Consider the following 15,088-nt stretch of genomic DNA (forward strand, 5'->3'; position numbering starts at 1 on the left):
TTTAAATATTGCAAAATCAATACCCAACTTAGAGTCGACACTGAACCAGTTTTCCTCTTTGTTGGTAGCCCAATTGTAGAATTGTTTCGATGATTTTGGTTGCGGGCTGAATTCCGCTACATCATAAAAATTTTGATCAGAGCATCACTCATAAACAACATGCATAGGCGCTAGTTTTTGTGCTTGTTTATCAAGTAGTTAAATCGCATCTATTTCTGCTTTGCCCAAGCCAGGATCGGGGAGAGTCAGGATACCTGTAAATTTGACCAGTTTAACTTTTAAAGTGGTACTTTAGCTTTTGTCACGCCTAGGTTTCTCAGCTTTTTATTCGAATCTAAAACATAACCCCCAAATCACTTGAGATGTTCGGTCATGTATGGGCGCATGTAACCACGGAAGGGTAACTATCTTTTGCCTACTCAGTGAATGGAATGGCTCATTAGAACCCAGGTTTGCGGCTACTCCACCTTCTTGCTGTTCCATGATTGATACCATTCTGGAAACTGCTCCGCTGACATTGCTTTGCTGATAGCAAAGCCTTGGCCTAATTCACAACCAATGTTTATCAGATGGTTTATGTGCTCTTGTGTCTCTACACCTTCAGCAATGACCATGACATTTATTGCTTTTGCAATATCAAGTATTGCTCTTAATATTTTAGTATCCCTTTCATTTATTAAAATATTTCTAATAAAATCAGTATCTATTTTCATATAGCGAAAGGGTAAATTTACTAAATAATTAAGCGATGAATATTTTGTTCCAAAATCATCTAGTGAAAATGCTATACCAATCTTATTACATTTTTTAATAATGTCTGAGGTTAATTCAAATTGAGTTATAACGCTAGATTCCAGAACTTCAAATTCAAGTCGGTTGTATATATTTTTAGGATAAGGTTTTACAATTTCCATTAATTTTTTAAAAAAATGTTCTTGTTCAAGTTGAAGTGCACTTATGTTGATGCTAATTGTTAGCTGTTCATCAATCTTTGTCCATAATTGTATATGATCAAGCGCGTCCTTTAGGGTGAATTCTAAAAGGTCAAAGAAAAACGCATTACTTTTTATTTCAGGTAAAAACTGATTTGGTAGTAGGAGTCCTTTTTTAGGATGCTCCCAACGAATCAAACCCTCTAATCCCAATATTTTACCTGTTTTCATATTCACTTTAGGCTGGTAATAAAGTTTTAATTCATTATTTTTAATTGAAGATTTAATTGAGTTAATTAAGCCCTCTTGTTTTCTAATTCCTAATTCAAGCGCCGCATCATATAAAGAATATTTATTTTTCCCAGCCATCTTAGCTTGATACATAGCCTGATCAGCTTGAGAAAGCAAAGCAGACGGACCGATGGGTATTTTTTGGGGATAAAAACTAATCCCAGCGCTAATACTAATTAATAATTTATGCGAATCTATAATTAATGGCTTTTTTAAATTTTCATATATCTTATCAATGATACTTTTAAAATCATTAGGATGTGTCAATCCTTCCAATAATAACGCAAACTCATCACCTCCGAGTCTTGCCAAGGTGTCAGTTTCACGTATTAAATTTTTAATTAGTTGTCCAGTTTGAATTAATAGATTATCCCCTGTTTTGTGACCATATAAATCATTTACTGACTTAAAACTATCAATATCAATAAATATAAGCGCTATGTAATTCTTTAAGCGCCGTGTGTTTTGAATTGCAGTTTCTACTCGATCCAATAATGATTTTCTGTTTGGTAAATCTGTTAAGCTGTCATAGTATGCGAGATGAATTAATTGGTTTTTTTGTACTTCTTGTTGTGTAATATCGTAAAAGACGCCAATATAATTTACTAAGTCACCATCAATATTTTTTATTTCTGATATCGACAGCAATTGCGGATATGTTTCGTTATTTTTTCTCCTATTCCATATCTCACCAAACCAAAACCCTTGTTTTTTTATATCAAGCCACATTTTTTTATAAAACTCGGCGTCATTAATTCCCGATTTTAAAATACTGGGGGTTTTACCAATGACCTCTTCTTTTTCATATTGGGTAATATTAGTAAACTCTATATTAACATCGACGATATTCAGATCAGGGTCTGTAACAATGATACCCTCTTTTGCAAAATGAAAAACATTTGCTAATACATTTAATTTTTTTTCAACTTTTCTCTTTCAGTAATATTATGTAAAGTAGCAACCCACGCTGGACTATTTTTCCATATAGCCTCTTTCATATACACTTCTGCATATGTTATTGTGTTATTAACACCGAAAATTTCTACTCTAGTTGGTTTTTGTAGTTCAATTGGATAACTAAAATCACTGCCAACGACGTCAATAATTTTTTTATTCAATAAAACACAGGATGCCTGATTGGCATAAAGAATTTTACCCGATAAATCTAAAACAAGAATCGCCTCTGACAAAGCGTCAACAAACGACTCCCAGTAATTTTCTTCCTGAAGTTCGTCAGATTTCACTGATATTTAACCCTACAAGTACTTTTTCTCGATCAGACAAGTCACCAATTATTCTGCGAATGGGCTCAGGTAAATCCTTTATTAACACAGGTGTTGCTATGATTTTTTCCGACTCGGCTAATTGTGGATGCTCTAATAAATTAATAACTTCCGCTTCATACATACCTTGAAGTTCAGGTAGCGCGCAAATCTCATGGAGATTTTTTATTGCTTTTTTAGCGGTAGATGTGTAACCGATAATATAAAGTTTTAACTTAAACTTAGCCATTATCATTTTCTCCATTTTTTATTTACGAAATTGATTGACTCTGTTAGTTGCATTTCAATTTTTTGTTTTTTTTCTAGCAAGTTAAAAAGAATTATTGAGCGTTCAATGTTTTCAAGTGGATTATCTTTTTGATCTGCTTTCTCTATTAAATCGATTTGTTTATTAATTGATTCTAGTTGAATCGCCAATAATTCTTTCTTTTTCTTGTCTATAGCCTGTTTTTCTTTTTTTCTTGATCCAAAAATCATGTCGCCCTCGCCGAAATAAGGATCTTCAATCACAATACCGTTATCCGTAACATGAAACTCTTTCATTTGATTTGAGGTTGCCATTCCTCTAGATTTCACTATCTGTAACGTTCGATTAAACTCACCATTTGATTCAATCAAGCCTAATTTGATCCATGAGTCTACTAAACTTGAAGCAGGGATAAGATCTTGATAACCCAAATATTCATGGACAAATTGATTAAAAATAAAGGTGATGTTTTTGAGTTTTGCATAAGATATCAAACGAATTAATATTGATTTAACTTCAAAACTAGAACCAACATCTAAAAATGATGTGATGGGGTCTAGAATTAACACACGTGGTTTTATTTCATCAATAATGGTGATAATAGTAATGAGGTGTTCCTCTAAACCCATCTCTATTGTACGAAGAGAATGGATACTTACCATATTGTTTGTCACGGGTTCATTAAGATTGATACCTGCTGATTTAACATTACTTATAAAATTAATGGGAGACTCTTCAAAAGAAACATAAAGCACTCTTTTTTGTTGCTTAGCTGCCGATGCGGCTAATGTAGCCGCCAGAATTGATTTTGCAGTACCCGATGATCCACTAATCATAATCGAGGATGATTCTAAATAACCTTGCCCACCAAACATTTTATCCAAAACTGGAATTCCGGTGGAAATATAAGATAGGTTTTCTTGCTCGGTGAGACTTGTGTCCGTGATAGGTAAAATTGAAACGCCTGTTTCGGTTAGCAAGAATGGGTATTGATTTGTCCCGTGAGCTGAATTTCGCATTTTAAGTACTCTTAAAATGCGTGTCATCAATTTTTTACACATCAGTTGTTCAAGTAAAATAACGCAATCGGCTGCATATTCTTCAAAATAATTATCTTTTTCCGTTATCAATCCACTGGCAGCTGTAACCAATAAGGTAACGCGATGCTCCTTACACCATGTAAAAATACTTAATAAATCAATTTGATAATTGGGTGTTCCTAAACTTATCAATAGATTCTGGAGTGAATCGATGATTACCACAGGGTCTTCGCCTGATAAGCTGGATTGAATTCGCATAAGAATGGCATCTAATTCAAAACCACCGGTCACTGTATCAGTTAGGTTTGGGCGGAAATCAAGAACAGCGAGTTTCTTATTTTTATTTGCGTCACTTCCGGATAATCCATATTGATCCATGTTTTTTAGAATGAGTTCTGGCGGTTCGTCACAAGTAAGGTAGGTAACGTGCCTATTATTCAGAATATTGCTATACGCAAAAAATAGGCAAAACACGGTCTTACCACATCCTGGTCCACCTTTTAATAGAGTGGGTCTTTCCTTTGGATACCCACCTTTGAGTATATTATCGAGACCAGCGATCCCAGTGGAAACTTTCTGCATGTTCAAATCCGTTTGAGTTAATTCAATTTAATATTATTGCATTGCGTTGATGAACAAGCAAATTAAGGTAAATCTCAGATTGTGGTGGAGTCAGTTATTGAGTTCGAGTGTTTCAGTGCCATGGACGTATTGTAAAATTAATTAGTCCACAAATTGTGAAGACAAATCATGAGTAGATAGATTTGTAGTTTACTCCTACTGGCAAAGCAAGACTTTAGCATGGTTCCTTAACTCACCATTGGGTGAAACATATCTATATAAAGTAGCTCTAGTGACTCCAAGTTCTTTACACAATTCACTAACAACGGTTTCTTCATTACTCATTGCTGCTTGAGCTAATCTAACCTGCGCCTTTGTTAAAACAAATTTACGACCACCTTTTTTACCTCTGGCTCGAGCAGACTCTAAACCTGCTTTGGTTGGAGTGACTTCCTCCGTTTGCCCTATACTTATTTCTGGCAGTAGCTGCACCTTGAATTTGACTATCCCTACGAGTCTGACTAAGGAACATAAAGAAATTAGGTCGCGCTTTAAAGTTTGTGTCAGGAAGAACGAAGGGTGCACCTTGGTCAGTTCAGTCAACCAATTAGATATAAATATTTTGAACAATAGTACTTTTATCGCCATTTCAGATATGCATGTGGATTATTTTAAAGCCCCGCCGATTACTTACGGGGACGACACTGATCTTACTTTATGGAATTATACTCTAGATAAAATTACATCCCTGATCAAGGAGCAGTCACCTGCATTTATTGTATTTACAGGTGATCTGCCTGCTCATGGGCAATGGCCTAACGTCAACCCCAACCAGGCACAGGATATTATGACCGTACTAACAGGTCTTAGCGGTCTTCCAGCCATTAGCGCAAATAATTTACCAGTATTTTATGCATTTGGTAACAACGATTCTCTAGTAAGCGATTATGGCGAATTTTTTGATGCCTCGAACAATCGCAATTTGTTTTACTTAGATCCCACGCACAATTGGCCTGCTTTAAATACTAATCCTGATTGTAGTGTTTCCCCAACCTTTGCATGCACCTATACAACGACATTACCTATGCCTCCTGAGTACGCAGAAGATATGGCCCATGCTCAATCACAAGGCTACTACAGTGCTTATCCGTTGGGGAGTAGTGTTCTTTTTCGCTTGATCAGTTTGAATAGTGTTATTTTTTCACGTGACTATTTACCCCTGCAAGTCGCACCTACACCTCAATTAGCCGAAGCGCAAGCAGAAATGGATTGGCTCAGCAATCAATTGGCCTTTGCCGAAGCCAATAAAGAATCGGTTTATATCATTATGCATATTCCGGTTGGAATGGATGCTTTTTATAATGGCGATCATCATGACATGTGGAACACCACACTGCACTTGAACAATGGTTTACTATTCCGTGATGCCTTCCTGGCGCTTATCACACAATATAAAAGTACCATTCGAGCCGTGGTGAGCGCACATACTCATGAGGATGAATTACGCGCCCTCTATCCAGATCAAGCTTTAATGAATATGGAGGTATTAGATGTAGGGGTACCCGGAGTGACACCAAATCATTTTAACAATCCATGTGTGCAAGTTTACTTGTATGATAATACGTTCCAATTAACTGAAGCAAAGACTTATTATACCACACCCAATCCTAGTGGCTGGAAAAGCTATTCATTTCAAAATGATTATGCTTGTAAGAAAAATAGTACCCTTTTTTCCTGTGTATCGACAAACATTTTACCACAACTTCCTGCATGGAAACTTGAGCCCCAACCTATAGTAGGTAACCCATACGAAATGAATTATCCAGTAAGAAATTCTGGTTACAATCCAAGTCCATTTAGTAGCTGGTTGGCAATCCTAGATACGATACAGGTTGTTCCAATCCAATAATATTCAGGGCGCTATCAACCCTGACCTTATCGAATTGTAGCTTCACAGGAAAACGGCATGATTTCAGATAAAATAAGAAGCTTACAGATTAAGTTACATAGCGCCAAGAAGCACACCAACGAGAAGTGGCCTAACTTCTAAATTAACAAGTTTAGTTTTTATAAATTTTTTGTAAACCAAGTATTGAAATTTGACTTCATTGTCCCTATAGACAAGTTACAATGCATTTTATGGGAGGATTAATAACTGTTACTTAACAAGTAAAAAAGCACATTTTGTCTCTTTCTATTAAATTGAAAAATTTTTTTGTTTCATTTTTAAAAATTAATTTAAAATTAAGAGGATTTAAGCTATGTCATCAGTTCAAATAACATTTCGTTCTGTTTCATACTCATCGGCAATTGAATGCCATATTGCGAAACATTATAACAAACTCAAGAGAATCTATAGAAAAATAAATAATTGTCGAGTGATCATCGATAGAGAAGAAAATCATAGAATTAAAGGTAAAATATTTAGTGTATGCATTAATATGACTCTACGTAGTAAGGAATTAGCAAGTAAAAAGCAAAACCAAAATTTATATATTGCACTACGTGATGGTTTTTCAGCAATTGATAAACTGTTAGAAAAACAATTTAAAAGGAAAGTTACACTCCCCAAACACCCCTTAACTCTTAGTGGTTATCCTTTGCGCAAAGAGATACAAATCCATTGAAAATAAATAATCACTGTTAGTGTGGGATCAAGCATTGTAGTACTGCCCCACTAACAAATCCAGAAGCATTTATAGTACATTCTTATCGTTTTCTGGATTGTCTGTTGGCATTTGCTCCCCCGGCGCCGGGGGAGCAAATGCCAACAGCCCCTGGATTATAATATTTTTTTGACCTTGAAATTTAATTTATTAACCTTATCTACAGAGTATTCCAAACAAACTATGAGGAGAATGTGATGAGTAACTTAGTTCGAAGAACTTATTTTCCTACATATAACGTTGTAGGAAGTTTATTAGATCAATTTTTTAATACGGTACAAGGGGAACACGATACTTCTTTTATTGAAACCAGCTCATGGGCCCCTTCTGTTGATCTTAAAGAAGAAAGCGCTCGATTTCTTGTAATTGCAGATCTTCCGGGAGTTAAAAAAGAAGATATGGATATTTCTTTAGAAAACCATGTGCTCACCATAAAAGGTAAACGAGATATTGAAAAAACAGAAAATCAAAAACACTATACCCGGAGAGAACGAGTTCAAGGCCAATTTTATCGACGTTTTTATTTGCCTGAAACAGCCGATGATAAGCAAATTAGTGCTCGTTACACAAATGGTGTTTTAGAAATAATTATTCCTAAGAAAGAAAACGAAACACCGAAAAAAATTGATATTTCAGTAGCTGAATAAACATTTGAGATCTTCTAGAAGAGACGTTCACTAGATTTTATTAAAACATCAGATAGAGCATCATATGATGCTCTATTACCTCAGCGAAAAGCGCTCATTTTCCAGGTATATCGCTTTAATGAACTGGGCTTAATTGAGAATCCATATCATCCCATTAAGGTAACTCGCAAATATAATCCATAGAAAATAAGGTATTAATAGTAACGCGATCCCTCTTTCAATATTTTTAATTTTTAAGATGATGATTGCATTCAAACCAATCATGATTAGTATCCATAAAAAACTAAACCCCATCCAATGAAGCTGAAAAAAGAGTGGCGTCCACATCCAATTCATAATCAGTTGTAGGAGATAAAGATTAAATAGCATTTTAATTTGGGGCTGACAGCGACTTTGCCACAATATAAACCCAATAATCGCGAGAAATACGTATAAAATTATCCAAACGATAGAAAACACCCATCCAGGAGGAGTAAGAATTGATTTATGAAGTCCCTCATACCAAGAAGGGATATTCGCTTGCGTTAATAACCCTAAGACAAATCCTATTAATTCAAACGTTAAAATCCAAATAATCAATTTAATTCCGATTTTTTTGCTCAAAATCTTCGCTCCAAATTTGTGTTAGCCCCTCACGAAACGAGGGGTACTGTAAAACAACACCAAGCTCTTTTTTTATTTTTAAATTAGATACACGACGATTGCCTAAATAGAATTCTCGCTCCCTTGGTGACAATGAAGCTTCTCCAAACGGAATTAAAGGTAATGGGAGGTGATGAAGTAAGGAAGCAGCATATGCGTCAACCACATGCGAGGCAGCTGGTTCATCATCAGCTACATTATAGAGAGACAAAGGATGTGGTTTTTGTATTGAGGCAAGCAGCACAGACACAATATCATCAACATGAATCCGTGAAAATACCTGCCCTTCTTTAAAAATACTGAATTTTTTCCCGGATTGAATACGCTCGAGTGGGTTTCTTTCTGAGCCATATATTCCTGCCAGTCTAAATAGGTGTAGAGGCAACTGCATGCTCTTTGCATACGAAAGCCATGACTTTTCTGCCTCCAAACGCATAGTTCCAGAACTGCTTTTGGGTGTACAAATACTTTCTTCATTAACCCAATTTCCTTGGTGGTCACCGTAAACACCAGTAGAAGAAAGATAGCCTATCCACTCAATATGCACAGCATGTCGCTTAATTAATGTTGCGTAATAAGATAATACGAGATCACCGACAGCTTCTGCAGGAGGGACACTAATCAAAATATGTGTAGATTGACTAAGATGATATTCAAGATTAGAAGATTCAAAATCAATCAACGTGATTGCAGGAGGATGGTTCATTGCTTTTTTTCTTTCTTGACGCGTCGTTCCAACAACGCTAAAACCTGCCTGAATCAGTTTCCGAGCAAGTCGATTGGCAGTGTAGCCGAAACCAAATATAAAAAAAGAAGGAGTCATCTGAGATCATTCCTTTTTAACTGATTGTAATAATTTAATGCCCTTGTTCTAGCTTCATGATGATCAATAATAGGTTTGGGATAATTTGTATTTAAATAAAACCGCTCACAACCAACAGATTCCCAAGGTGCGTGGATTGACTGACTGTCTAATTGAGAAAGCTCTGGAACCCAATAGCGAATATAACTACCATCAGCATCAAATTTTTGACTTTGTAGTACTGGATTGAAAATACGAAAATATGGTGCAGCATCAGCACCACATCCTGCTACCCATTGCCAACTTGCACTATTATTTGCTAAATCCGCATCCACAAGAGTATCTAAAAACCAATCTGCGCCCAAACGCCAATCAATGAGTAACCCCTTAGTCAGGAAAGACGCGGCGATCATACGGACGCGATTGTGCATATAGCCTGTGGCCCATAACTCCCTCATCCCAGCATCAATTATTGGATAACCGGTTAAACCTTTTTGCCAACAAACTAATAACTTTTCATTATTGTGCCAAGGAAATGCATCAAACTCACTCCTGAAATTAGCGGAAGGAAGCTTTGGGAAATGATAAAGTAAGTAAACTGAAAATTCCCTCCATCCCAGCTCCGAAAGGAAATGTTCCGCTGATGATAAATCACAATTAGGCTCAAGCTTTGCCAGTTCAATTGCTCTTAAAATTGTCCATGGACTGATTTCACCAAAATGCAAATGTGGTGATAAGCGTGATGTCGCATTTTTTATGGGAAAATCTCGATTATTTTTATAACCATTAAGATGATGCTCAATAAACTCTTTAAGTTTTTGTTGCGCCCCGCTCTCTCCTGGAATCCAATACTCACTAAATCGCGCAGCCCAATTGATGGTGGGTAATAATTTCCAATTTTTAAGTACATCACTTTGCACTTCAACTCCAGCCGGGTAATGCTCTAAATACCTCGGACGTTGAATATTAAGAAGTTGTTTGCAGTATTTCCAATAGGGAGTGAACACTTTGAAATAATCGCCGCTTTTATTTCTAATCGCCCAAGGCTCATGAAACAAGCTGCCATTAAAACTCTGAACCTCAATTCCACGCTCCAATAAAGTTGCTTTAATCTTTTTATCCCGCGAAATAATTACTGGCTCATAACAGCGATTCCAATAGACAGAGTTTATGGAAACGTTTTGAGTCAAGTCTAAAATAATCTCCAGTGGATCCCCCTTACGAAGAATGAGATTTAATCCCCGTTGTGCTAGAGCGTCACTTAAAGAAGTAAGACTATGATAGAGCCACCAGGCTTGGGCTCCCCCTAAAACACTATTTTTTTCATCATAAATATAGAGCGGAATAACAAACTGATGATGAGAGCAAGCCTCGATGAACGCAGGGTTATCATTCAATCTTAAATCGTATCGAAACCAGACTAATGCGATAGTCATATAAATCTCAAGCGAAAAACAGTATTCTAATTTATCAATTTCTCTAATAAATTCATAGAAATGAAATGAAATGAAATGAATTTTAAAAATAAACTGCTGATTTTTTTTCGCAGCAAATCAGATGCTTAGTATGGACTGGTATTATGATACTTTTTTTACTCATCGCTTTCATAAATACTCCAACCTTAATCTAGTTATTTACTGGGCTTTTTTTGAATTTCCATGACATTATTCTCTATAGTGCTGCAAATATCATTCAGAGGTAAATGACTCAAATTATCAATTGAAAAAGGGTTCTGTAGCTCTACTCCTATTTGGTCTAATGAAAAAAGAGCATATCCGACCAAAGCGACGATAATAGGATTAATATATGCAGAATAATTAACTAGAGCCACAGGAAGTATAATCAAAAATAAAAGGATAAATCGACGTGATTTAATTGCCATCACAAAAGGCATGGGAGTTTTTAATATCCGCTCGCATGCGCCTTGACAATCCAAAATCGTTTCCCGAAGCTCTTCTGCCTTCAAAAAGGAGAACTGATTTAATTTGCCACTTTCTTGCATCTGAGATAACATCAAAGCCAGCTTTGATGAAATTAAGTTAGGTTTATGTTGCCATTGCTGCAATTGAGCATATGTATCATCAGATAGTAAATGTTTTACCTCTTCGATAGAAGCACTTCCCCTAAGATGATTTTTCATCAGATAAGGCATTGCCGCAATTAGACCAAGAATTTTATCTATCTCTCCCCTGCTTGCAGGCTCTACGTAACTTATTATAATAATTGCCAAATTCCTGCTGCAATTAACAACATTACCCCATAGTTTTCTTGCCTCCCACCACCGATCATATCCCGCATTAACACGAAACACTAAAATTAATCCCATAATTACACCTGCATACTCAAATGGACTTATAGGAAGAGATAACCAGGGAACAAAAATACTGAGTACTGAAATAAAACATGCATAAGCACTTACAGCCAAAACCTTTTTCCATACTCTCGGAGTCACCGAGCCATGAATGGCAAGCGCACATTCCATGAAATTAGGATATTCATATTGATTTATCGTTTTTTTATTTTCTTTCATAATCAAATAGCCCTAAATACAATCAAAATGAAGTAAAAATTTCTTAAATTTAAGAAAAAGTGATGTGTTTTATATTTTATTAATTATGCTCAATTTAATTAATTGTTAATTTGGGAGCATTAGTTCTAATTTCAAGATTATTTCAAATAATTTTTAGGGAAAATGCTTATTCCACCAATCATCGTAAATCCTATCGCATCAAAAAAATGAAGAACAATTTTCTAGTAAATGAAGCAACATGCTATTTATGCGCTGCATATTGAGTTTAATAGGCTTATCAGCTTAAGATAACCATTTAGCATTTTAAAATAACGAAATGTTATTACTCAATAAGTGGATTTATAATGCAATCAGAAGAAATATCAAATGAAAAAAAACCAATTTTCTCAGATGAAGAACTACATGTCCAAGCTAATCAATATATAAATGAATTTAAACAACTCATCTTTCAGAGTCTTCCCTCTATAATATCACAAATTATTGAACGGGAAGTTTGGAAAAAGAGAAATAAGCCCTATAAGAATTTTGGGGAATATGCTCTTGATAAATCATCAGACGGTCTAGGTATTACTAACAATGAAATGTTATGGTTATTACGGTCTGCTATGGATATAAATAGTCACCATGTGGCTCATTGGGGAGATGTTCTTAGTATGGTTGAGAACTCTACCAGGGTGTATGCAAAGGAAAATAAAATCTCTATTAAAGATTTAACTAATGACCTTAGAGAGCAAGACTATACAGATCCCAATTTGTATCAGGAAAACAATATTACCTATTTGCCTTCTCATTCGAGATCTATTGACGGACAACTTTTAAAGTTAAAAAAGAAAGATCCCCTCGCGTATGAAAATGTGATGCAAGGAAAAATGAATATAAAAGATGCTTGGGTTAAAACTCCCAGAAAACAACAACAGCCTATTGAAACAGTTAAAAATAAATTTTTTAACCTATCTAAATCCGATCGTAAATCTTTTTTGGAATGGCTTGAACAAGAAAAAGATAACTTGGTTTAAATTTTTGAATAAAAGTCGAATCATTCAAAGGTCGTTTAATAGTGCTATGAAAGTATGTTTTATATTTGTTTTGAGATAAAACCGCGTTGTAAAGACACTAAGGTGCATAATCCCATCACATAACTGGTACTCATTTAGAGAATAGGCCATACAAACTCTCCCCCAAAGTCGACTAAAATTAAATCAAGGCAAACAAAAAAGGTTAACTATGTTGCAACTAATTTATCTTAGCTCAGCAACTAAAGTTTTTACCAGCCAAGAGCTCAAAACGTTATTGAAACAGTCTCGATGTCGTAATTTAAAGCAGGATATTACTGGTCTTTTAATTTATTCTGGGCATTCATTTATGCAGTTATTAGAGGGAAGCGAGATAGATGTGAGGGATGTGTATGCGTCTATCCTTAACGATCCAAGAAATACAGGGAATTTTATACTTTTTGAACAGCATACAGATAAGAGATTATTTTTAAACTGGCAAATGCAATTCCGTGAATTAGAGCTTGATTTATTTAACGATTTGTATGGACTATGCTTAAACAACAAATCCGATTTCATTCAAAAACTGATTGATATAGCGAATGATACTCATCCATCTGGCAATCAATTCAATCCCAACACCCTCCCCTTCTTTAAAGATAAAGAGGTAATAAAAACGCCATTTAAAGATGATTTTTTTAGATTTTCAACAGAAGTTGGAACTGATGGAGTATTTTTAATAAAGGATGATTCTCGCATTGCCTATGTAAATTACTCTGCATGTCAAAAGTTGGGTTATACCACTCAAGAGTTAATGGGTATGCATGTTTGGGAGTGGGATCCTCTTTTTCCAAAGGAAAGTTGGCCTGGCTTTTGGAAAGAACTCATTAAAAAAAAGCGGCTTCATTTCGAGACAAAACATAAAAATAAATCTGGGAAAATATTTCCAGTTGAAATCCATGCTCATTTGTACACTCATAATGGGAATGATTACGCATTGGCGTTTGTTAATGATATCAGTCAAAAAAAACGACTCGAGGCAGATCTATTAAGCTACAAAATGCAATTAGAAAAAATTATTGAATCACGAAATGAGGAATTAAAAAAAATAATTAGTAAATTATCTTTACATAAAAGAATATTGGATACCCATTGCAGCGTGGCCATAACAAATGCTGATGGCACTATAACGTATGTGAATAATAAATTTTGTGAGTTATCCGGTTATTCGAAAGATGAGCTTCTTGGAGCCAACCATAGAACCCTTATTTCTCATTATCACGATAGAAAATTTTATGAAAATATGTATCAAACTATTACTATGGGAAATATTTGGAAAGGTATTTTTTGTAATAAAGCGAAAGACGGTCACTTATATTGGATTGATACCAGCATCATTCCCAAAATGGATAAGGCTGGCAAGCCTCTTGAATACTACTCAGTATGCACTGACATTACTTCTAGAAAGCTCATAGAATTAACTTTGGAAAATAAGGAAAAACAGTTCAGAACCATTTTAGAGTTAGCTGGAGATGGTATACATGTTCTTGATAAGAATGGCTTTGTTATAGAGTGTAGTGAATCATTTGCTAAATCTTTAGGGTACACGAAAGAGGAAGCACTAAAGTTAAATGTGCGGGACTGGGACGCAAAAATTCCTAAAGATCAAATACCCAATATTCTTAGGCGCTTGTTAGATTCTGCGGAAGTATTTGAAACCAAACATAAACGGAAAAATGGCTCTGTTTTTGATGTTGAAATTAATGCAAAAGGAATTATTATTAGTGGAAAACATTATGTCTATGCCTCCTCTAGAGACATCACTGAACGATTAAAAGCACAAAGAAAAATTGCAAAAATGGCTAATTTTGATCAGTTAACTGGATTAGCAAATAGGCATAAATTACTAGAAACTTTCGAAAATTACATACAAATCGCCCGAAGAGATCAAAAAAAAATAATACTCATTTTAGCTGATATGGATAGTTTTAAACATATTAATGATACCTATGGCCATTTAGCTGGCGATGCGGCATTAAAACATGTCGCGGAACAATTGAAAAAAAAATGTAGGCCGTATGACATAGCAGCTAGAATTGGAGGAGATGAATTTGCAGTTCTTATATTTAATGCTGAATTATCCGTGGGTATCCAATATATAGAACAGGTATGTGCAAAAATACAAACTACATTCTTAATTCACGAGCATCCCCTTTTACTCAATTTAAGTATAGGAGTTGCAATGTTTCCGGATCATGCTCAATCAATAGACGAATTATTTAGAAAAGCTGATTTAGCACTTTATCAGTCCAAAAAAAACAGCAGCGTGAGGTATTGTGTGTTCGGAAATTACGAATAATTGGTTTTATTCACCATCCTAATGAAACTGAAGAAATAGTTTCAGAGCATACCTAAAATGCTTCATGCACACATCATATATCTCTATCATAATAAA

The 15,088-nt window shown here is 35.2% G+C and carries 14 protein-coding genes; 5 read left to right on the forward strand and 9 right to left on the reverse strand.

Annotation, left to right across the window (positions count from 1 at the left end):
• Positions 1-458: 458 nt before the first annotated feature.
• From EL220_RS10120 to EL220_RS10140, 5 genes are all read right to left on the reverse strand, one after another.
• Entirely contained in the window at positions 459-2,096 is a 1,638-nt protein-coding gene (locus EL220_RS10120; RefSeq protein WP_331852667.1) for a putative bifunctional diguanylate cyclase/phosphodiesterase, read from the reverse strand.
• A 38-nt stretch (positions 2,097-2,134) separates the two neighbouring features.
• Positions 2,135-2,467 carry a PAS domain-containing protein gene (locus EL220_RS10125; protein ID WP_164838762.1) on the reverse strand — a complete coding sequence of 111 codons (333 nt, stop codon included), beginning with the start codon at positions 2,465-2,467 and terminating at the stop codon, positions 2,135-2,137.
• Positions 2,457-2,735 (reverse strand): circadian clock KaiB family protein, encoded by a 279-nt coding sequence (locus tag EL220_RS10130; protein ID WP_027271937.1) that lies wholly within the window; start codon positions 2,733-2,735, stop codon positions 2,457-2,459. The genes EL220_RS10125 and EL220_RS10130 overlap by 11 nt, the downstream gene beginning before the upstream one ends.
• Before the next feature lie 2 nt (positions 2,736-2,737).
• Positions 2,738-4,375 (reverse strand): circadian clock protein KaiC, encoded by a 1,638-nt coding sequence (gene kaiC / locus EL220_RS10135; protein WP_051544765.1) that lies wholly within the window; start codon positions 4,373-4,375, stop codon positions 2,738-2,740.
• 195 nt (positions 4,376-4,570) lie between these two features.
• Positions 4,571-4,846 carry a helix-turn-helix domain-containing protein gene (locus EL220_RS10140; RefSeq protein ID WP_462138151.1) on the reverse strand — a complete coding sequence of 92 codons (276 nt, stop codon included), beginning with the start codon at positions 4,844-4,846 and terminating at the stop codon, positions 4,571-4,573.
• Positions 4,847-4,940: 94 nt separating this feature from the next.
• On the opposite strand from EL220_RS10140, the gene EL220_RS10145 reads away from it, so the two are divergent.
• The 3 genes from EL220_RS10145 to EL220_RS10155 all read left to right on the forward strand — a co-directional run bounded on the left by EL220_RS10145 (position 4,941) and on the right by EL220_RS10155 (position 7,667).
• On the forward strand, positions 4,941-6,263 hold the full coding sequence (locus EL220_RS10145; protein ID WP_232002380.1) for a metallophosphoesterase: 1,323 nt from the start codon (positions 4,941-4,943) through the stop codon (positions 6,261-6,263).
• A 352-nt stretch (positions 6,264-6,615) separates the two neighbouring features.
• Positions 6,616-6,981 carry an HPF/RaiA family ribosome-associated protein gene (locus EL220_RS10150; RefSeq protein WP_027271936.1) on the forward strand — a complete coding sequence of 122 codons (366 nt, stop codon included), beginning with the start codon at positions 6,616-6,618 and terminating at the stop codon, positions 6,979-6,981.
• A gap of 236 nt (positions 6,982-7,217) precedes the next feature.
• Positions 7,218-7,667, forward strand: coding sequence for an Hsp20/alpha crystallin family protein (locus EL220_RS10155; protein WP_027271935.1), 450 nt, complete (start codon positions 7,218-7,220; stop codon positions 7,665-7,667).
• 129 nt (positions 7,668-7,796) lie between these two features.
• Here EL220_RS10155 and EL220_RS10160 read toward each other — a convergent pair whose 3' ends face one another.
• The 4 genes from EL220_RS10160 to EL220_RS10175 form a co-directional block, all read right to left on the reverse strand.
• On the reverse strand, positions 7,797-8,270 hold the full coding sequence (locus tag EL220_RS10160) for a TspO/MBR family protein (RefSeq protein WP_027271934.1): 474 nt from the start codon (positions 8,268-8,270) through the stop codon (positions 7,797-7,799).
• Positions 8,248-9,132: an SDR family oxidoreductase gene (locus EL220_RS10165; protein WP_027271933.1), complete on the reverse strand. Its 885-nt coding sequence runs from the start codon at positions 9,130-9,132 to the stop codon at positions 8,248-8,250. Before EL220_RS10165 ends, EL220_RS10160 begins: the two co-directional genes overlap by 23 nt.
• Positions 9,129-10,547 carry a cryptochrome/photolyase family protein gene (locus tag EL220_RS10170; RefSeq protein WP_027271932.1) on the reverse strand — a complete coding sequence of 473 codons (1,419 nt, stop codon included), beginning with the start codon at positions 10,545-10,547 and terminating at the stop codon, positions 9,129-9,131. Before EL220_RS10170 ends, EL220_RS10165 begins: the two co-directional genes overlap by 4 nt.
• Before the next feature lie 194 nt (positions 10,548-10,741).
• Entirely contained in the window at positions 10,742-11,641 is a 900-nt protein-coding gene (locus EL220_RS10175) for a bestrophin family protein (protein WP_027271931.1), read from the reverse strand.
• 344 nt (positions 11,642-11,985) lie between these two features.
• Here EL220_RS10175 and EL220_RS10180 point away from each other — a divergent pair, with 344 nt between their 5' ends.
• Positions 11,986-12,657, forward strand: coding sequence for a hypothetical protein (locus EL220_RS10180; RefSeq protein WP_027271930.1), 672 nt, complete (start codon positions 11,986-11,988; stop codon positions 12,655-12,657).
• A gap of 208 nt (positions 12,658-12,865) precedes the next feature.
• Positions 12,866-14,992: a PAS domain S-box protein gene (locus EL220_RS10185; RefSeq protein WP_027271929.1), complete on the forward strand. Its 2,127-nt coding sequence runs from the start codon at positions 12,866-12,868 to the stop codon at positions 14,990-14,992.
• The last annotated feature ends 96 nt before the right edge of the window (positions 14,993-15,088 follow it).

Origin of the sequence: Legionella sainthelensi (genome assembly GCF_900637685.1) — a bacterium.
GTDB classification, from domain to species: Bacteria; Pseudomonadota; Gammaproteobacteria; order Legionellales; family Legionellaceae; genus Legionella; species Legionella sainthelensi.

Bases quoted from the DNA above. Each gene is read 5' to 3' on its own strand.
- EL220_RS10130 (WP_027271937.1), bottom strand. From the start codon at position 2,735: ATGGCTAAGTTTAAGTTAAAACTTTATATTATCGGTTACACATCTACC.
- kaiC (WP_051544765.1), bottom strand. From the start codon at position 4,375: ATGCAGAAAGTTTCCACTGGGATCGCTGGTCTCGATAATATACTCAAA.
- EL220_RS10150 (WP_027271936.1), top strand. From the start codon at position 6,616: ATGTCATCAGTTCAAATAACATTTCGTTCTGTTTCATACTCATCGGCA.
- EL220_RS10155 (WP_027271935.1), top strand. From the start codon at position 7,218: ATGAGTAACTTAGTTCGAAGAACTTATTTTCCTACATATAACGTTGTA.
- EL220_RS10165 (WP_027271933.1), bottom strand. From the start codon at position 9,132: ATGACTCCTTCTTTTTTTATATTTGGTTTCGGCTACACTGCCAATCGA.
- EL220_RS10170 (WP_027271932.1), bottom strand. From the start codon at position 10,547: ATGACTATCGCATTAGTCTGGTTTCGATACGATTTAAGATTGAATGAT.
- EL220_RS10175 (WP_027271931.1), bottom strand. From the start codon at position 11,641: ATGAAAGAAAATAAAAAAACGATAAATCAATATGAATATCCTAATTTC.
- EL220_RS10180 (WP_027271930.1), top strand. From the start codon at position 11,986: ATGCAATCAGAAGAAATATCAAATGAAAAAAAACCAATTTTCTCAGAT.
- EL220_RS10185 (WP_027271929.1), top strand. From the start codon at position 12,866: ATGTTGCAACTAATTTATCTTAGCTCAGCAACTAAAGTTTTTACCAGC.